This is a genomic window from Aeromicrobium duanguangcaii (assembly GCF_024508295.1).
Taxonomy (GTDB): Bacteria; Actinomycetota; Actinomycetes; order Propionibacteriales; family Nocardioidaceae; genus Aeromicrobium; species Aeromicrobium duanguangcaii.
Map to the genome: position 1 here is coordinate 175,702 of NZ_CP101990.1, position 17,054 is coordinate 192,755.

21 protein-coding genes and 3 tRNA genes are annotated in these 17,054 nt (G+C 71.7%); 8 read left to right on the forward strand and 16 right to left on the reverse strand.

Features of this window, described 5'->3' with window-relative positions:
• Positions 1-68: 68 nt before the first annotated feature.
• Positions 69-144: transfer RNA gene (locus NP095_RS00860), tRNA-Arg, on the reverse strand.
• Positions 145-243: 99 nt separating this feature from the next.
• Between NP095_RS00860 and NP095_RS00865 the strand changes: the two genes are divergently transcribed.
• The 3 genes from NP095_RS00865 to NP095_RS00875 all read left to right on the forward strand — a co-directional run bounded on the left by NP095_RS00865 (position 244) and on the right by NP095_RS00875 (position 1,616).
• The gene (locus NP095_RS00865) at positions 244-891 is read left to right on the forward strand and encodes a TetR/AcrR family transcriptional regulator (protein ID WP_232418125.1); all 648 of its coding nucleotides are present in this window, start codon (positions 244-246) and stop codon (positions 889-891) included.
• 44 nt (positions 892-935) lie between these two features.
• Positions 936-1,025, forward strand: a tRNA-Ser gene (locus tag NP095_RS00870).
• 147 nt (positions 1,026-1,172) lie between these two features.
• Positions 1,173-1,616: a hypothetical protein gene (locus NP095_RS00875; RefSeq protein WP_232418124.1), complete on the forward strand. Its 444-nt coding sequence runs from the start codon at positions 1,173-1,175 to the stop codon at positions 1,614-1,616.
• 19 nt (positions 1,617-1,635) lie between these two features.
• Here the strand turns inward: NP095_RS00875 and NP095_RS00880 are convergent, their stop codons facing one another.
• The 4 genes from NP095_RS00880 to NP095_RS00895 all read right to left on the reverse strand — a co-directional run bounded on the left by NP095_RS00880 (position 1,636) and on the right by NP095_RS00895 (position 4,107).
• Complete coding sequence (locus NP095_RS00880; protein ID WP_232418123.1) at positions 1,636-2,079, reverse strand: hypothetical protein; 444 nt, start codon at positions 2,077-2,079, stop codon at positions 1,636-1,638.
• Position 2,080: 1 nt separating this feature from the next.
• Positions 2,081-2,169: transfer RNA gene (locus NP095_RS00885), tRNA-Ser, on the reverse strand.
• Positions 2,170-2,248: 79 nt separating this feature from the next.
• On the reverse strand, positions 2,249-3,301 hold the full coding sequence (locus NP095_RS00890; protein ID WP_232418122.1) for a hypothetical protein: 1,053 nt from the start codon (positions 3,299-3,301) through the stop codon (positions 2,249-2,251).
• Positions 3,298-4,107 (reverse strand): carbon-nitrogen hydrolase family protein, encoded by an 810-nt coding sequence (locus tag NP095_RS00895; RefSeq protein WP_232418121.1) that lies wholly within the window; start codon positions 4,105-4,107, stop codon positions 3,298-3,300. The genes NP095_RS00890 and NP095_RS00895 overlap by 4 nt, the downstream gene beginning before the upstream one ends.
• Here NP095_RS00895 and NP095_RS00900 point away from each other — a divergent pair.
• The 3 genes from NP095_RS00900 to NP095_RS00910 are packed head-to-tail and all read left to right on the forward strand — an operon-like array spanning position 4,106 to position 6,202.
• Complete coding sequence (locus NP095_RS00900) at positions 4,106-5,080, forward strand: NAD(P)H-quinone oxidoreductase (RefSeq protein WP_232418120.1); 975 nt, start codon at positions 4,106-4,108, stop codon at positions 5,078-5,080. The genes NP095_RS00895 and NP095_RS00900 overlap by 2 nt on opposite strands.
• A 42-nt stretch (positions 5,081-5,122) precedes the next feature.
• The gene (locus NP095_RS00905; RefSeq protein ID WP_232418119.1) at positions 5,123-5,629 is read left to right on the forward strand and encodes a bacterial proteasome activator family protein; all 507 of its coding nucleotides are present in this window, start codon (positions 5,123-5,125) and stop codon (positions 5,627-5,629) included.
• A gap of 33 nt (positions 5,630-5,662) precedes the next feature.
• Complete coding sequence (locus NP095_RS00910; protein ID WP_232418118.1) at positions 5,663-6,202, forward strand: winged helix-turn-helix domain-containing protein; 540 nt, start codon at positions 5,663-5,665, stop codon at positions 6,200-6,202.
• Between the two features lies 1 nt (position 6,203).
• Here the strand turns inward: NP095_RS00910 and NP095_RS00915 are convergent, their stop codons facing one another.
• From NP095_RS00915 to NP095_RS00940, 6 genes are read right to left on the reverse strand one after another with little or no spacing between them, the layout of a single operon-like run.
• Positions 6,204-7,709, reverse strand: coding sequence for a sodium/solute symporter (locus NP095_RS00915; RefSeq protein ID WP_232418117.1), 1,506 nt, complete (start codon positions 7,707-7,709; stop codon positions 6,204-6,206).
• The gene (locus tag NP095_RS00920; protein WP_232418116.1) at positions 7,706-8,110 is read right to left on the reverse strand and encodes a DUF485 domain-containing protein; all 405 of its coding nucleotides are present in this window, start codon (positions 8,108-8,110) and stop codon (positions 7,706-7,708) included. Before NP095_RS00920 ends, NP095_RS00915 begins: the two co-directional genes overlap by 4 nt.
• A complete protein-coding gene (locus tag NP095_RS00925) occupies positions 8,107-8,844 on the reverse strand; it encodes a LytR/AlgR family response regulator transcription factor (RefSeq protein WP_232418115.1) in 738 nt (245 codons plus the stop codon). Before NP095_RS00925 ends, NP095_RS00920 begins: the two co-directional genes overlap by 4 nt.
• A gap of 10 nt (positions 8,845-8,854) precedes the next feature.
• Entirely contained in the window at positions 8,855-9,484 is a 630-nt protein-coding gene (locus NP095_RS00930) for an energy-coupling factor transporter transmembrane component T family protein (protein WP_232418114.1), read from the reverse strand.
• Entirely contained in the window at positions 9,481-10,170 is a 690-nt protein-coding gene (locus NP095_RS00935) for an energy-coupling factor ABC transporter ATP-binding protein (RefSeq protein ID WP_154596066.1), read from the reverse strand. Before NP095_RS00935 ends, NP095_RS00930 begins: the two co-directional genes overlap by 4 nt.
• A gap of 2 nt (positions 10,171-10,172) precedes the next feature.
• Positions 10,173-10,781, reverse strand: a complete 609-nt coding sequence (locus NP095_RS00940) for a biotin transporter BioY (RefSeq protein WP_256766104.1) — start codon at positions 10,779-10,781, stop codon at positions 10,173-10,175.
• Positions 10,782-10,817: 36 nt separating this feature from the next.
• On the opposite strand from NP095_RS00940, the gene NP095_RS00945 reads away from it, so the two are divergent.
• Entirely contained in the window at positions 10,818-11,300 is a 483-nt protein-coding gene (locus NP095_RS00945; RefSeq protein WP_232418112.1) for a TetR family transcriptional regulator, read from the forward strand.
• On the opposite strand, the gene NP095_RS00950 is transcribed toward NP095_RS00945, so the two are convergent.
• The 4 genes from NP095_RS00950 to NP095_RS00965 are packed head-to-tail and all read right to left on the reverse strand — an operon-like array spanning position 11,287 to position 15,134.
• Positions 11,287-11,790 (reverse strand): GNAT family N-acetyltransferase, encoded by a 504-nt coding sequence (locus tag NP095_RS00950; RefSeq protein ID WP_232418111.1) that lies wholly within the window; start codon positions 11,788-11,790, stop codon positions 11,287-11,289. The two genes, NP095_RS00945 and NP095_RS00950, sit on opposite strands and share 14 nt — an antisense overlap.
• Before the next feature lie 30 nt (positions 11,791-11,820).
• Complete coding sequence (locus NP095_RS00955) at positions 11,821-13,293, reverse strand: GuaB1 family IMP dehydrogenase-related protein (RefSeq protein WP_232418110.1); 1,473 nt, start codon at positions 13,291-13,293, stop codon at positions 11,821-11,823.
• Positions 13,294-13,312: 19 nt separating this feature from the next.
• Positions 13,313-14,452 (reverse strand): sensor histidine kinase, encoded by a 1,140-nt coding sequence (locus NP095_RS00960; protein WP_232418109.1) that lies wholly within the window; start codon positions 14,450-14,452, stop codon positions 13,313-13,315.
• A gap of 1 nt (position 14,453) precedes the next feature.
• The gene (locus NP095_RS00965; RefSeq protein ID WP_232418108.1) at positions 14,454-15,134 is read right to left on the reverse strand and encodes a class I SAM-dependent methyltransferase; all 681 of its coding nucleotides are present in this window, start codon (positions 15,132-15,134) and stop codon (positions 14,454-14,456) included.
• Between the two features lie 60 nt (positions 15,135-15,194).
• On the opposite strand from NP095_RS00965, the gene NP095_RS00970 reads away from it, so the two are divergent.
• Entirely contained in the window at positions 15,195-15,911 is a 717-nt protein-coding gene (locus NP095_RS00970) for a Fic family protein (protein WP_232418107.1), read from the forward strand.
• A 222-nt stretch (positions 15,912-16,133) separates the two neighbouring features.
• Here the strand turns inward: NP095_RS00970 and NP095_RS00975 are convergent, their stop codons facing one another.
• Positions 16,134-16,952 carry an HAD family hydrolase gene (locus NP095_RS00975; protein ID WP_232418106.1) on the reverse strand — a complete coding sequence of 273 codons (819 nt, stop codon included), beginning with the start codon at positions 16,950-16,952 and terminating at the stop codon, positions 16,134-16,136.
• Between the last annotated feature and the right edge of the window lie 102 nt (positions 16,953-17,054).

A 17,054-nucleotide genomic window follows, 5' to 3' on the forward strand; every position in this document is an offset into this window, starting at 1 on the left:
AGTCGACGGGTCGCCGTGGCAAAAGAGAACCGCCCCCCAGTGAGATCACTGAGGGGCGGTATTCGCTCTGGTGCGCCCGAAGGGATTCGAACCCCTAACCTTCTGATCCGTAGTCAGATGCTCTATCCGTTGAGCTACGGGCGCTCACCCTTGCGGGCCTCGACGAGTCTACCTTGGACCCTCCCGGGGTGTGAAATCGGGTGTGGGGACGCCTTCTGCCCCAGATCGCGTAAATTGGATGCGATGTCCGAAACGCCCCGTGTTCCCATGCGCCGTGACGCTGTGGCGAACCGTGAACGCATCATCGACACCGCCGAGGTCTACTTCGCCGAGAACGGCCTCGACGCGCCGATGCATGCCCTGGCGTCCGCCGCGAAGGTCGGCACCGGAACCCTCTATCGCAACTTCGCCTCGCAGGAGGAGCTGTGGCGCGCCCTCTACGAGCGCCACATCGCGCTCTTCGACGAGATCGCCGAGCGCGCGTTGGAGATCGAGTCGGGCTGGGAGGCGATCCAGGTCATCGTGGACGGGACCGCCCAGATCATGATCGACCGGCGGATCGTCGCCGAGGTGATGCGCCGCCTCGCGAAGGTCGACCCGGACTACCGCCCGACGGATCGGTGGGTCAGCACGTTGCAGACCGTGGCCCAGCGGGCCGTCGAGGAGGGCATGGCGCGTCCGGACCTGACGGTGGCCGATCTGAGCGCCGCCCCGCTGATGCTCAGCGCCGTGCAGACGGCCGCGCCGGAGAATCGCGGCTGGCTCGCCCGTCGGATGCGCACGCTGTTGCTGGACGGGATGCGCGCGCACCCTCACGAGCCCTCACCGCTGGCGGATCTGCCCCCGGACTTCTACGAGCGCGGCGCGTCGATCGTCAAATCACTGCCCTGATTCGGTGACCGCCGGTCCGGGTGGGTATCCTGATCCGGTTGCCTGGAGATGTCGCATAGTGGCCTAGTGCGCCCGCCTGCTAAGCGGGTTGAGGTTTAAACCTCTCGAGGGTTCAAATCCCTCCATCTCCGCCAATCAGTCACGTAGGAGCCCCCGTCGAGCGAGAGCCCGGCGGGGGCTCTCTCGTTCCCTGCCATCGAGACGGGCGAAAACGGCATCGGCTGCGCCGTGGACTGGTGTACTGGTCGTCGCAATCGACACCGGAGGTGCGGAGGCCGCCGATGACCAACGAAGCCGAGGGTGCGCCCGGGCCGGGATTCACCGTGGCGGACCTGCTGTCCGTGCTCGATGGCGTGCCCGAGTACTCCGACGACGGGGCGCGGATGGTCATCCGGAAGTCCTCGTGGGCTGGACGGACCTTCGACGTCGAGATCGATGGCGCCGTCGCGTACCTCAATGACGAGTTCTTCCCCACGAGCGCCCATCCCGGCCGGAAGGCCATCGCGGACGGCCTGTCCTACTTCGACCTGGAGGTCCAGGAGCTCACCGGCACCACCCCTCCCGCCGGCGATCCCGTCATCATCGACCGGGACGGGCCGAGACTCACGCACGACGTCTCGTGGTGGGACATCCTCCCGGAGCTGGCCGACCCCGCCGGTCAGTGGTTCGCGCGTGCCGACGACGGGACCGGCGAGGCTGAGGGGAAGGACCGGCCCGCCTGCTGAGTCGCGGCTCCTCGTCGGGTCAGCCGGCGTCGGTCGGATCGAAGCGCCGGTACCCGTGCGCGGTGTTGAGCCGGTCGTAGACCTCGCGGATCAGCTCGGCGCGACGGCGGCGGTCGACGAGGCTCAGCGGGAACGCCGTGATGGCGCCCGCGCCGTCGGTGAAGCGCAACAGGCCGTCGTCGACCTCGACCGACTCCACGCCCTTCCAGGTCCCCTCGCCGTGGCGTCCCCGCGCCCGGTAGCCGGCGGGGTCGAGCGTGAGGACGACGGGCGGTCGCAGGTTGGCGATGGCGGCCACGAGCAGCGCCACCACCGCGACGACACCGGCGACGATGGCCACGCCGTTGGCGAGATCACCGCCTCCTGCGGTCAGGAAGGCGACGAGGACGCCCACGGCGGCCACGATGAAGCAGACACCGGCGAGCACCATCAGGTGCGCCCGGTCGAGTCGATAACGAGTCACGCAGAGGGGGCGGGATTCGAACCCGCGGCTGACATCTCTGCCAGCGACCGCTTTCAAGGCGGTTCCGATCGGCCACTCCGGCACCCCTCCAGGGCCGCCACCGGGGCGACGACACCTGCACCGATTCTGGCATTGCTCCGGTCGCGGCGTCGGGAGCGGGGCGCAGCCCTCACCGCAGGGGCGAGAAACGCTCCGGCTCGGAGCGCAGGGACTGCTGCACCGCACGGGCGGCGCGGGCGGTCCGGGGCCGCAGGAAGACCGCCCGGACCACGAGGCCCAGCGCCAGGCCCAGGATGGCGCTGTAGAGCGTCGAGAGGGCGAAGTACGACGGGTAGGCGCGCGGGTCGATCAGCGAGTTGGCCACGATGACGGTGCCGACGACGGCGAAGACGCAGACCCACCAGCCCTCGCGGTACCGCGAGCGCATCGACGTGCCCACGACGAGCGCGGGGAAGCCGATCAGGAACTCGTAGGGCCGGGGGACGCCGCCGATGTTCTGGCGCAGCCACACGATGGCGTCGTCCAGCAGGTTCTTCAGGGCCGGCGAGCCCGCCGTCCGCACGAAGCTGCCGTAGTAGAACAGGCCGACGGCCACGACCGCGATGACGATCAGCAGCTTGAGGTGCCGGCGGCCCAGGCCGTGCAGACCCGAGCCGAGTCGCCAGACGATCGCGAGCACGAGGGTCACGGCGACGGCCATGACGATGAGGCCGAACGGCCGCACGACCACCGAGGCGTTCCAGGCCGCGACGCCGACGGCGCCGCTGAGGGCCAGCGCGAGCATGACGACGTACTCGCGCAGCACCTCCACGGTGGTGTTCGCCGGCCGCGTGAAGACGACGGCGGACACGGCCGAGAGGATGGCGGTGGCGCCCGCGGCGGCCGCGAGCAGCAGGTTGAGGTCGGTGATCAGGGCGGCCCCGGACAACAGCAGGGTGAGCGTCACCCAGATGCGCATGTAGCCGCCGACGCGGTGCGTGAGGATCACCGAGAACACGACGAGCAGCACGGCGGCACTGGGTCGCCAGAGCCACTGGGGCGCGCCCACGTCCACGATCGCGGTGGCCGCGCCGAGGGTGCTGAGCACCCACAGGACGAACGTCCCGAGCATGAGCACGCGGGACCAGCGCGCGGACGCGACGCGCGGCTCGCGCGTCGCGACCTCGTACGGAGTGGGGACCGATGTGTCGAGACGACGTCGGCCGGGCTGAACGGTGGTCACAGGGTCTGCATCCTCCGGTTGGCGAGCGAGGGGTTGATCTCGCGGGACCGCCGCACGGCGTCCACCGCGATGTCTGCGGTGATCAGCTCGTTCCCCCCGGCGGCTTCCTCCACGATAGTTCCCCACGGATCGGCCACCAAGGAATGACCGCTGTATCGCGATCCGCCCTGCGCGGCGGCCGCCACCCAGACGGTGTTCTCGATCGCCCGCGCCTGCAGCAGCGTGCGCCAGTGGTCGACCTTGTGCTCGCCGGCGACCCAGGCGGCCGGGACGACGAACGCCTCGGCGCCCGCGTCGACCAGGGCGCGTCCCAGCTCGGGGAAGCGCAGGTCGTAGCAGGTCATCAGTCCCACGGTCAGGTCCCCGACGGGCAGGACGACGGGCTCGACGGCGCCGGCGCGCAGCCGCTCGGACTCGCGGTACCCGAAGGAGTCGTAGAGATGGATCTTGCGATAGGTCGCGGCCAGGTCGCCGTCGGGCGCCACCGCGACGAGGGTGTTGAACGGCAGATCCTCGGTGCGCTCGAACATGCCGGCCACGATCGTCGCGCCCAGTCGGCGGGCCTCACGGCTCAGCAGGTCGACGAACGGTCCGTCGAGCGGCTCGGCGACGGCGGCCAGATCGTGGTCGGCGGGACCGAAGTCGTGCATCACCGCCTCCGGCAGCACCACGAGATCCTGGCCCTCGAGAGGTCGGAGCTCCTCCTCGATCCGGGCGCGGTTCGCGGCCGAGTCGAGGGCGGCGGCCATCTGCACGAGCGTCACCTGCATGGACACCAGTGTGCCGGTCACTACGGTGGTGGGCATGCGAGCCGTGATCGTCGAAGAGCCCGGAGGCCCCGAGAGCCTCGTCATCGCCGAGTTGCCCGATCCTGCACCCGGGCCGGGCGAGGTGGCCGTCACGGTCGCCGCGGCGGGCGTCAATCGCGCCGATCTGCTGCAGCGGCAGGGTCACTACCCGCCGCCGCCGGGGATCACCGACGTCCTCGGGCTGGAGTGCTCCGGCATCGTCGAGTCGGTGGGCGAGGGCGTCACCGGCCACGCGCCCGGCGACGAGGTCTGCGTCCTGCTGAGCGGTGGCGGCTACGCCGAGCGGGTCGTCGCCCCGGCGGGCCAGGCCGTCCGCGTCCCTCAGGGGACGACGCTGCTCGAGGCGGCCGCCATCCCCGAGACCTACGCCACGGTGTGGTCCAACGTCTTCATGCTGGCCGGCCTGAGCGAGGGCGAGAAGCTGCTCGTACACGGTGGCGCCAGCGGCATCGGCACCACCGCGATCCAGCTGGCCAAGGCGTTCGGCGCCACCGTCGTCACGACGGTCGGCAGCGAGGCGAAGGCGCAGACCGTCCGCGAGCTCGGCGCCGACGTGGTCGTGAACTACAACGAGGACGACTTCGTGGAGGCCTGCCAGGACCTCGGCGGGGTCGACGTCGTGCTGGACATCATCGGCGGCAAGTACCTCGCCCAGAACGTCGCCTCGCTGGCGCGCGGCGGCCGGATCGTCGTCATCGGCATGCAGGGCGGCCGCAAGGGCGAGCTGAACCTGGGCGCGCTGCTGGCCAAGCAGGGCACCATCGCCGCGACGTCCCTGCGGTTCCGCCCGGTCGAGGAGAAGGCCGAGATCATGGCCGACCTCGTCGAGAAGGTCTGGCCGCTCATCGAGGAGGGCCGGCTGGGTCCGATCGTGCACGAGACCGTGCCGCTCGCGCGCGTGGCCGACGCCCACCGGATCCTCGAGGAGTCGTCGCACATCGGCAAGGTCGTGCTCGACGTCGGTCTCTGAGGTCGAGCGGCGATCCCACTGCGGCATGCCTAGGCTGAGGCCATGACCGACGACCGGATCATCGACCCGCACGGCCAGCCGGTGCCCGCCCCGCAGGACAAGTCCCGCACGGCGCTCACGGATCTCGTCGAGCAGCCCGCCAAGGTGATGCGCATCGGTGGCATGATCCGCCAGCTGCTCGAAGAGGTGAAGGCGGCGCCCCTCGACGACGCCAGCCGAGCCCGCCTGCGCGAGATCCACCACCAGTCCATCGACGAGCTCAAGGACGGCCTCGCCCCCGAGCTCGTCGAGGAGCTCGAGCGGCTCAGCCTCCCGTTCGACGCCGAGGCGCCCAGCGATGCCGAGCTGCGGGTCGCCCAAGCCCAGCTGGTGGGCTGGCTCGAGGGACTCTTCCACGGGATCCAGGCGGCGTTGTACGCCCAGCAGGTGCAGGCGCAGAGCCAGTTGCACAACATGCGGCTGGCGCTTCCGGGCGGCGCGAACCGGGGTGAGGGCGGCGAGGAAGAGAGACCCGTCACCCCCGGCGAGGCCGGCGGAATGTACCTCTAGACTGGAGGCACCCGCAACTCCAGGAGATGGGCAATGAGGCCGACCCTCCCGCCGTGCGCCATGGCGCCGGCGATGTACCAGGACGAGATCCTGTTGTCCCCGCCGTCCCGTCGCGACGTCACCGCCCAGCAGTGGCGCGACTACCAGGGCAAGAAGGCCGCCGCGCACCGCCGCTGCGCCGGTTGCTCGGTGCTCGACGACTGCCTCTACCGGGCCGTGGTCGAGGTCGACGTCTCGGGCTTCCTCGCGTGCACCAGCGAGGCCGACCGTCGCGCGATGCGCCGCGAGTTGGGCATCGAGGTCCGCATCGACTCCGGCACGTACGGCACCGCACGCGTCGGCGGCGGTCCCGTCGACCACAGCGAGGTCATGGGCGCCCGTCGGGCCCACCCCGACGAGACCTGCCGCGAGCTGGCCGAGCGGCTGGGCTGCTCCACCTCCACGGTCAAGCGGCACCTGCGCCAGGAGCGCGAGGGACTCGTCGAGTCCTCCGTCGCCACCGCCACGCAGAAGCCCACGATGGAACAGGTGCTCGACGCGTTCGATCGTCTCGACACCTCGCGCAGCGTCTGACTCAGAACCGCCGGTCGACCTGCACGCGCTCCGGCGTGTGCAGGCGCACCATCGTGCGCCCGACCGTGGCGGGGACGGTGCCTCGCGTCGCGAGTGAGACGCCCACCATCAGGCCGAACCCCACGGGCACCGACCACACGGCCGGCTGGCTCAGCACCGTGTTCCACCACCCGTCGGTGTCGAGCGCGAGCGACACGAACGGGGCGACGCCGGCGCACACGCCACCCCCGATGAGCCCGGCGATCGCTCCGGCCGAGGTCAGCCCGCGCCACCAGATGCCCAGCACCAGCAGCGGGCAGAAGGTCGAGGCCGCCAGGGCGAAGGCGAAGACAACGGAGCTGGCCACGGGGACCGGCTCGGTCACGAACGCCAGGCCGAGGGGCACGGTCACGCACAACGCGGCCGCGACGCGCAGCCCGGCGATGGAGGACAGCCGGCCCCGCCAGGGTCCGTGTCCGCTCAGCCCTTGACCGACCACACCCGCCAGGGCCATCGTCACGCCCGACGAGGTCGACAGGAACGCCGCGAAGGCGCCGGCGGTCACCAGTGCCGTGAGGAACTCGCCGGCCGTCCCGGCGATCAGGCGGCTCGGCAGTTCCAGCACGACCGCGTCGGCCCGCCCGGACGCCACGAGGTCGGAGGCGTAGACCCGGCCCAGCACGCCGTAGAACGTCGGCAGCAGGTAGAACGCCGAGACCAGGACCAGGACGACCAGGGTCGTCCGGCGCGCGGCGTGGCCGTCGGGGTTGGTGTAGAAGCGCACGACGACGTGCGGCAGTCCCATGGTGCCCAGGAACGTCGCGACGATGACGGCGTACGTCGAGTAGACGGCCTCCGGTCCGGCGTTCCCCAGCGGGACCCACCAGTCCACCGGTGCCTGGGTGCCGGGCCGGCCGTCGCGCGACCACGCCATCAGCAGGAACATCACCGGCACGAGCAGGGCCGTCAGCTTCAGCCAGTACTGGAACGCCTGGACGAAGGTGATCGCTCGCATGCCGCCCAGGACCACGCTCAGGGTCACGATGGCGGCGACCAGGACCGTGCCGAACCAGCGCGGGGCGTCCAGGACCGTCTGCAGCGTCAGCCCGGCGCCCTGGAACTGCGGGATCAGGTAGAGCCAGCCGACCGCCACCACGAGGGCCGTCGACACCCGCCGCACGGCCAGCGACTGCAGCCTGACCTGGGCGAAGTCGGGGATCGTGTAGGCGCCCGAGCGGCGCAGCGGGGCCGCGACGAAGACCAGCAGCAGCAGGTACCCGACGGTCCAGCCGATCGGGTACCAGAGCATGTCGGCGCCGTGGGTCAGCACGAGCCCGGCGATGCCCAGGTACGACGCCGCCGACAGGTACTCCCCGCTGATCGCCGAGCCGTTCAGCGAGGGTGAGACCGATCGCGAGGCGACGTAGAAGTCGCTGCTCGTGCGGCTGATCCGCAGTCCGAAGCTGCCGATCGCCAGGGTCGCGATCGAGACCAGCGCGACCGCGACGATGCCCCAGGTGGGACTCACGGGCGCGGGTCGTTCGGCTCGACCAGCTGGGTGAACAGGCGCTCGGCGCGCTCGACGTGGCGCACGTACAGCCAGCCCAGGACGATGACGCCGGCGTGGACGCCCCCGCCGAGGACGATCCACGGCAGCGGGAGGCCCAGGACGCTCGCGCCGCCCAGCCCGGGCACCCACAGGAACACCAGGGGCAGGCTGACGACGGTCAGCAGCAGCGTGATGGCCACCGTGGCCGCGGCCCGCAGCTGCGAGCGGATGAGCGACTGCATGTAGACCTCGCCGATGCCCGTCGCCTCGTCGATCTCCTGTCCGACGGTGCTGCGCACGTGCGGCGAGGCGGTCGACAGCGGGTTCGTGACGCGGACCCGCTCGGTGGGCTGCGGCGGGGGAGGGACGGCGTCCGTCACGGCGTGTGCTCGCCGATCAGCTCGCGCAGGGAGCGGGTGTGCCGGCGGGCCACCTGCAGCTCGGTCGTCGTGCCGCCGGGGGCCGAGACGACGACGCTGGCCCGGCCGGAGCTCATCCGGACCTCGATGATGTGCGCGCGGTTCACGACCATGCTGCGGTGGATGCGCAGGAAGCCGGCGTCGGCCCACTCCTCGGCCAGGGAGCCCAGCGGGGTGCGGATCAGGTGGCTCGACCCGTCGAGCGTGTGCAGCCGGACGTAGTCGCCCTGGGCCTCGGCGTGGGTGACCTTCGAGCGCGAGACGAAGCGGGTCACGCCCGCCAGCTCGACGGCGATCGTGTCGTCGGAGTCCGACGCGCCCGCGTCCGCGTCGGCGACCGCGCGCCGGACGCTCTCGCGCAGGCGCTCCTCGCGGATCGGCTTGAGCAGGTAGTCGACCGCGTTGAGCTCGAACGCCTCGACGGCGTGGGCCTCGTGCGCGGTGACGAAGATGATCTTCGGCGGAGAGGAGAACCGACCCAGCAGACGGGCGATGTCGATGCCCGTGAGGCCCGGCATCGCGATGTCGAGGAACAGCAGGTCGATGTCGCCGGAGTCCAGGCGGCGCAGCGCCTCGGTGCCCGAGCGTGCGGTGGCGATGGTGCCGATACGGTCGTCCCGGCCCAGCAGCCACACGAGCTCGTCCAGCACGGGCTGCTCGTCGTCGACGACCAGTGTCCGCAGCGGGCGAGCCATGGTAGTGAGCCTAGTCACACTCGTCCGGGTCATCGAGGATCCCGCGCGCATGGAGCGCATCGCCGGTGGCGTACGCGTGCGCGACGACGCGGATCGCCGCGGGCGTCAGCGTCGCCTTCGGGCTCCGGCCGAGGCCGCGGGCGTTGGCGGCGTCGCGGGTCTCGCCGAAGATCGTGAACAGGGTGGGGATCGAGGTCATCACCAGCGAGAACGCCAGCGCGACGACCTCGGGGTTCACGCCGAAGCGCCGGAACGGCCCGAGCCACCGCACGATCGAGTCGAGCATCTCGTCGGTCGGCGTCGTCGCCGTGAGGATCGCCGCGGCGACGACGAGTGCGAGCACGGTGGCGAAGACCTCCAGGGCCAGCTGCCAGCCGTTCATCCACCACTGGAAGCCGACGGCGACCACCATGACGATCGCGACCGGACGCAAGGCCGCGGCGAGGGTCCGCGGCGACATCCCGACCCACCGGGCGGTCGCGATCGCGACGACGAAGACGCCGACCGGCAGCCACGGACCTCGGGCGGCGACGACGCCGATGCTCAGGACGAGCAGGCCGAGCAGCTTGGGGCCGGGCGACAGGCGGTGCAGGACGGTGTCGCCCGGCACGTACAGGCCCAGGCCCAGCGAGCGCCTCATGCCGGCACGCTGGCGCGGTAGTGCTCGACGGCCTCCGGAGCCGGTCCGTCGAAGGCGATCCGTCCGGACTCGACGACGAGGGCCCGATCGCAGCGCGCGGCCAGCTCGAGGTCGTGCGTGACCAGGACGAGCTGCTGTTCGAGCGCGAAGAGCCGGTCGGCGACGAGGCGCGAGTTGCGCAGGTCGAGCAGGGTGGTGGGCTCGTCGGCCACGACGACCGACGGCTCGCAGGCCAGCACCCCGGCCAGGGCGAGGAGCTGCTGCTGGCCGCCCGACAGCGCGTGCACGCTCGTGTCGGCGCGATGTGCCAGGCCGAACTCCTCCAGGATCTCGAGCGCGCGCGCGGTGCGTCGGCGTCGGTCCTTGATCGTGCGCCGCAGCGACAGGGCGACATCCTCCGCCACGGTGGGCATGACCAGCTGCGAGGTCGGGTTGGTGAAGACGAAGCCGACCCGGCGACGCACGGCCGACGCGTCCTTCGCGACGTCCAGCCCGTCGACGGTCACGCTCCCGGAGCTGGCCTCGACCAGGCCGTTGATCAACCGGACGAGGGTCGACTTGCCGCCACCGTTGCCGCCGATCACGGCCACGCGCCGCTCGTCGAGCTCGGCGGAGACGCCCTCGAGCAGCGTGATGTCGTCCTCGGGTCCGGGGACCCGGACGGTGACGTCGTCGAACCGGATCATCGTCAGCGGCGTCCCAGCAGCTGGGGGAAGGCCCGATGCACGGCCGTCGCGACGGCGGCGGCGATCACGAGCTTGACGAAGTCGGCGGGCAGGAAGACGGCGAGCGTCTTGGCGGCCGTGCTGTACGGCAGGTTGGCCACCAGGCTCACGCTCAGGGCGCCGGCGAGCCAGTTCAACACGATGCCGATCGCGCCACCGATGACGATGGCCAGCGGACGCCGCGGACCGCGGAACCACTGGGCGGCGAGCCCCGCGGCCAGGGCCACGAGCGGGAAGGTCAGCAGGTAGCCGCCGGTCGCTCCGACGAACTGGCCCGCGCCGCTGGCACCTTGGACGAAGACCGGCAGGCCCGCGGCCCCGAGCGCGAGGTAGAGCACGACGGCGAGGAAGCCGCGCCGCGCACCGAGCACCGCACCGCACAGCAGGACCGCGAAGGGCTGCAGGCTGAACTCGACCCCGTTGACCGAGGGCAGGGCGAACTGCGCGCAGACGGCGATGAAGGCCGCGAAGGTGGCGACGAGCGCGACGTCGGTGGCGACGTGGCTGCGACCCGGGCGGGTGGTGGTGCCGGTCATGAGGGCTCCCTGCGTGGCGGACTGAACGGTGTTCACCTGAACGGCGTTCAGGCTAGCCGATACAGTGGTCCCGTGGCCAACTCCCTCGATGACGTCGTCTCCGGGGCGTTGCGCGTGCTCGACCAGTACGGGCTCGAGTTCTGCTCGATGCGCCGCGTCGCCGGCGAGCTCGGCGTCCAGCCCAGCGCGCTCTACCACCACGTCCCGGACAAGCAGACCCTGCTGGCGCTCATGGCCGATCGCATCGTCGCGGGCGTCGAGGTCGGCTCGGATCCGCAGAAGGCCGCCCTCGCCCTGCGCGAGGCGATGCTCTCCATCCGCGACGGGGCCGACGTGGTGGCGACGGCGTCGGCGTTCCGGCTGGGCGACTCGCGGATCGAGAACGAGCTCGCCACGATCACCTCGCCCGACGTGGCGCGCACGCTGCTGCTCTACGTCTTCGGGCACACCCAGGCCACGCAGATGCATCGCCAGGCCGCCCACGTCGGCATCGTGGCCGAGGACCCCGACCTCGACGCGTCCTTCGCCCGCGGGCTCGCCCTCATCCTGCGCTGAGCGGCACCAGCGGCAGGTGCATCACGTGCAGGCCGACGAGGCCGTGCGCGCGCGAGTCGAACGCCTCCGGCACGGTGCCGATGATCTCGAAGCCCAGCGACCGCCACAGCGCGACGGCGGCCGTGTTGGTCTCGACCACGGCGTTGAACTGGATGGCGCGGAAGCCGGAGTCGCGGTGCCACTGGACGACGTGCTCGCCCAGCCGGCGGCCGACCCCGCGACCGCGCGCCTGCGGCGAGACCATGAACGACGCGGTGCCCACGTGACTGCCGCGACCGGGCCGGTTGGGCCCCATGATCGCGCTGCCCAGGACCGTCCCGTCCTCCTCGAGGACGACCGTGCGTCCGGGCGCCGGCTTCGTCCACAGCTCGCGCGCCTGCTCCGAGGTGAGGTCCAGCGGATAGGCGTAGGTCTCGCCCGCCTGGACGATCTCCTGGAAGAACGGCCACACCTGCGGCCAGTCGGACTCGGTCATCTCCCGGATCTGCACGGCCTCATCCCATCACGGCCGCTCGCGCGATCACCAGGAGGCGTGCAGCGGGCGTCCCTCGTCGTAGCCGGCGCTGGACTGCAGGCCCACGGTGGCGCGCTCGGCGAACTCCTCCAGCGAGCGCGCGCCCGCGTAGGTGAAGGACGAGCGGACACCGGCGGTGATCTGGTCGATGAGGTCCTCGACGCCCGGGCGCTCCGGATCGAGGAACATCCGCGAGGTCGAGATGCCCTCCTCGAACAGGGCCATGCGCGCCCGCTCGAAGCCGGCGGCGTCGCGCGTGCGGTTGGCCACGGCGCGCGAGGACGCCATGCCGAACGACTCCTTGTAGGCGCGTCCGTCGGCGCCGTGCATGAGGTCGCCGGGGCTCTCGTGCGTGCCGGCGAACCACGAGCCGATCATCACCGAGCCGGCGCCGGCGGCCAGGGCGAGGGCCACGTCGCGGGGCCAGCGCACGCCGCCGTCGGCCCACACGTGGGCGCCGAGCTCACGGGCGGCGTCGGCGCACTCCAGCACGGCCGAGAATTGGGGCCGGCCGACGCCGGTCATCATGCGCGTCGTGCACATCGCGCCGGGACCCACGCCGACCTTGACGATGTCGGCGCCGGCCTCGACGAGGTCTCGCACGCCCGACGCCGAGACGACGTTGCCGGCCGCGATGGGCACGCGTCGGCCCGTGGCTGCCTCGTGGGCGTCGCGGACCTCACGGACGATGGGCAGGGCGTCGAACATCTTGGCCTGGTGGCCGTGCGCGGTGTCGACGACGAGGACGTCCACCCCGAGGGCGACGAGCTCCTCGGCCTTGCGCCGGACGTCGCCGTTGATGCCGATCGCGGCACCCACGACGAGCCGGCCCTGCGGGTCGGTGGCGGGGGTGTAGATCGTCGAGCGCAGCGCGCCCTTGCGGGTCAGCACGCCGGCCAGCGCGCCACCATCGACGACGGGGGCGAACGGGACGTGCTGCTCGGAGAGCTCGTTGAACATCTCGCGAGGGTCGGCGCCGGCCTGCAGCACGAACGGATCGGTCAGCATGACCTCACGGACCTGGGCGAACCGGTCGATCTCGGCGGCCTGCTGCGGCGTGAAGACGCCGATGACCTTCATCTCGGGGGTGTCGAGCGACTCGACGACGACCGCGCCGCCGTGGGCGCGCTTGGGGACGAGGCTCAGCGCCTCGCCGACCGTCATGGTCGGGGTGAGCACGACGGGGGTGTCGTAGACCGGGTGCGCGGCCTTCACGCGGCTGACCGTCTCGGCGACGATGTCCAGCGGGATGTCCTGGGGCAGGATCGCGATGCCGCCGCGGCGGGCGACGGTCTCGGCCATGCGGCGTCCGGAGACCGCGGTCATGTTGGACACCACCAGCGGCAGGGTCGCGCCGGTGCCGTCGCCGGTGGACAGGTCGACGTCGAACCGGGACGCCACCTCGGATCGGCCGGGGACCATGAACACGTCGTTGTACGTCAGGTCGTGGCTGGGCTGCAGATCGTTGAGAAACCTCACCGCACAAGTCTACGGACGATCAGTCCACCGTGGTGGGAGTGAATTTGGGGATCCTCAGCGTGACCTTCGTGCCCAGGCCCGGCGCCGTCTCGACGACGAGGCCGTGGTCGTTGCCGTAGACGGTGCGCAACCGCTCGTCGACGTTCGCCAGGCCCACCGACGGCGAGCTGGTGCGGCCGCCGAGCGCCGCCCGGACCGTCTCGGGGTCCGAGCCGACGCCGTCGTCCTCGATCGAGATGACGCACTCCGCGCCGGCATCCTGCGCGATGACCGTCAGGGTGCCCGGGCCCGGTTTGCTCTCGAGCCCGTGGCGGACCGCGTTCTCGACCAGCGGCTGGATCGTGAGGAAGGGGACCGTCAGGCTCAGGACCTCCGGCGCGATGCGGGTCGTCACGCGCAACCGGTCGCCGAAGCGCGCCTTCTCCAGCACGAGGTAGCGCTCGATCGAGCGCAGCTCCTCGGCCAGCGTCGTGTAGTCGCCGTGCTGGCGGAACGAGTACCGGGTGAAGTCGGCGAACTCCAGCAGCAGCTCGCGGGCCCGCTCGGGGTCGGTGCGGACGAACGAGGCGATGGCGCCCAGCGAGTTGTAGATGAAGTGCGGCGAGATCTGGGCGCGCAGGGCCCGCAGCTCGGCCTCCATGAGGGCGGTGCGCGAGGCGGACAGCTCGGCCAGCTCGAGCTGGCTCGACACCCACCCGGCCACCTCGGTCGCCGTGCGCGCCATGCCGGCCGAGGCGTTGGCGTCGACCACGACGATGCTGCCCACGACCCGGCCCTCGACCGACACGGGCGCGACGATCACGCCGTTCGACGCCTGGGTCCGGCCGTGCTCCAGCACGACCGCCACCAGGTCCGCGGTCCACTCGGTCGCGTCCTCGCCCGCCCAGCCGAGCGGGGCGTGGGTGTCGGTGAGGCCGACCGTGCGGGCGCCGATCAGCTGGCGCAGGTGCGGCAGGGCGCGCGCGGCGCTCTCGGCATCGAGGCCGGCCCGCAGGGCGGGGGCGGCGAGCGAGGCGGTGTGCAGCGTCTCGTACGTGGCACGGTCCTCGGGCGAGCCGAGGCTGCGACGTCGGCTCAGCAGGATCCATCGGGCCAGCAGTGCCAAGCCGGCGAGCACGGCCGCGACGACCAGGGCGATCGCGACGTCGACAGGACCCACGTCAGTCCAGCGAGAGCAAGATGGCGTCCGGCGGGTCCGGCTCCGAGGCGAGCGCCGACTTGTCGACGACGGCGCGGATGCAGCGGGTCTCGTGCCGCAGCCGCAGCTTCGCGGTGCCGGTGGAGTACTCGCGCCACAGGTCGTGGACGGCGCCGAGGGCGGACTCGGGGACCGAAGGGCGACGGGTCTGCTCGGCGAAGCGGATCAGGTGCGCCAGGTCGAGCTCCTCCCAGGCGTTGAACACCTCGACCTCGGGCGTCTCGAACAGGCCGGACGCCGAGAAGGTGTCGACGGCGGGCTCGGGGACCTCGCGATCACCTGTGATGCTCCGCAGCCGGCGCATCCACGGGATCGAGTCGTCGTATCGGCGGCTCATGCTCGACAGCAGGCCGCCGGGCACCAGCACGCGCGCGTACTCGGCCAGCGCGGCCGGCGACTCCTCGAAGAACGGCGTGATGACGACGTCGAAGGTCGAGGACCGCAGCGGCAATCGGTCGCCGCCGGAGCGGATGTACGACAGATCGGGGTTGCGCACCTGCTCGACCTCGTCGCCCAGCACCGTGACGTCGTGGCCCTGCTCGGCCAGCTCGTAGGCCAGACCGCCGTCGCCCAGGTGCAGCACCGTGGACAGCCGCTCGCCCACCATCCACTTGGCGGCGCGCTCTGCAGGGATGACGTCCACCCTCCGAGGCTACCGTCGGGCACGGCCCGGGCCCGGACGCGCGCTGGGTACGCTGCTTGCGTGTCCGATCCCTTCATCGCCGCAGCATCCCTCGAGGGCGTCCCGTCGGCATTCCGCGCCGCCCGAGACGGCATGGACGCGATCTTGCGGGACCGTGGACTGCGTCGCAGCACGCCCGACGACACCGCGCGCTCGCTGCTGATCGGCGCCTGGGCGACCGCGACCCTCGAGGGCAGCGAGTGCGACCTCGACGAGCTCGCCGCCGGCGGAGGTGACGCCACCGCCCGCGCCGCCGTCCGGCTCTCGACCGAGCTCCTGGGCCTGCTCCCGACGTGGCAGCGCTCGCCCGTGCAGGCGCTGGCCCGGCTCCACGCGCTGGCCGCCGCCGGATCGGTCCCCGACAGCGACCTGGGACGCCCGGTCAACCCCGAGGGAACCGCGCGGTTGACGCAGCTGGCAGCCCTGCTGGGGCGCAAGACCGAGGCGCCCGGACTGGTCGTCGCCGCTCTCGCGCACGCCGAGATCGCCTCGGCCGGCGCGTTCGTCTCGCACAACGGCGTCGTGGCCCGCGCGGCCGAGCGGCTCATCCTGGTGGCGCGCGGCGTCGACCCCGCCTCGGTGACGGTGCCCGAAGCCGGACACGTCGCGGCCGCTCCGGACTACTTCGCGGCGCTGGCCGCCTACGGGGCCGAGGAGACGGGCGTCCACCAGTGGCTGCTGTACGCCGCCGAGGCGTTCACGCGGGGCGCCGAGGCGTCCCCGCTCTCCTCGCGCTGAGCCTTCTCGCAGGACGACGGCGCCGGACAGGTCCGACGCCGTCGAGAGCCCGAACCGCTGCTACCAAGCGTGCTTGCTCGATCATCGCCCCGGGGCCGCGTGAGTCAGTGTGCGGGTGTCCCGACCTGCGATTGCCCTGTAGGAAGGGAGGTCGCCGCGTGGGTACGGGGGCGCGGGCTCTGTGGTGTTCTCACTCCCCACTGTGCCCCCGGACGGCCCGGATCACAAGGCTTCGGGACGAGTTCGCCGGCGCCACGCGGCGCTGATGCCCAGGGCGAGCAGCGACGCCGAGGCGGCGAGCCCGCCGAGCGCCATCGCCTTGCCCGTCGTCGACTCGGGCAGCAGCCGCGAGCGCAGCGCGGTGGGCCGCTCGAAGGTCAGGATCGGCCAGTCCTCCTCCGTCGCGCGGCGGCGCAGGACCTTGTCGGGGTTGACCGCGAAGGGGTGACCGACCGCCTCCAGCATCGGGACGTCGGTCGCGGAGTCGGAGTAGGCGAAGCTGCGGGACAGGTCGTAGCCCTCGCGCTCGGCCAGCTCCCGCATGGCCTTGACCTTGTTGGGGCCGTAGCAGTACTGCAGGATGCGACCGGAGTACCGGCCGTCCACCTCTTCGAGCCTCGTGGCGATGGCGTGGGTGGCACCCAGCATCTGGGCGATCGGCTCGACCATCTCGGATCCGGACGCCGACACGATGATGACGTCGTTGCCGGCCTCGCGGTGCTGCTCGATCAGCTCGAGCGCCTCGGCGTAGACCAGCGGCTCGATGACCTCGTAGAGCGCCTCGCGAACGATCTGGCGGACGGTCTGGGCGTCCCAGCCGGTGACCATCTTGCTGATCTCCTTGCGCATCTTCTCCAGCATGTCGTGGTCGGCACCGCCGGTGCTGAACACGAGCTGGGCGTACGCGCTGCGCAGGACCGAGCGCCGGCTGAGCAGGCCCTCGGCGAAGAGCGACTTGCTGAAGGCAAGCGTGCTGGACCTCGCGATGATGGTCTTGTCGAGGTCGAAGAAGGCGGCGGGGCGGCCCGCTGCTGTCGCCATGGGTCCCACCCTAGGCGCTCCCGCCTCGTGCACACCGAGGTTGGTCCACAACCTGCGTCACACCGGCCGATCGTCCACAGCTGGTCGCAGCCCTCTGCCGCT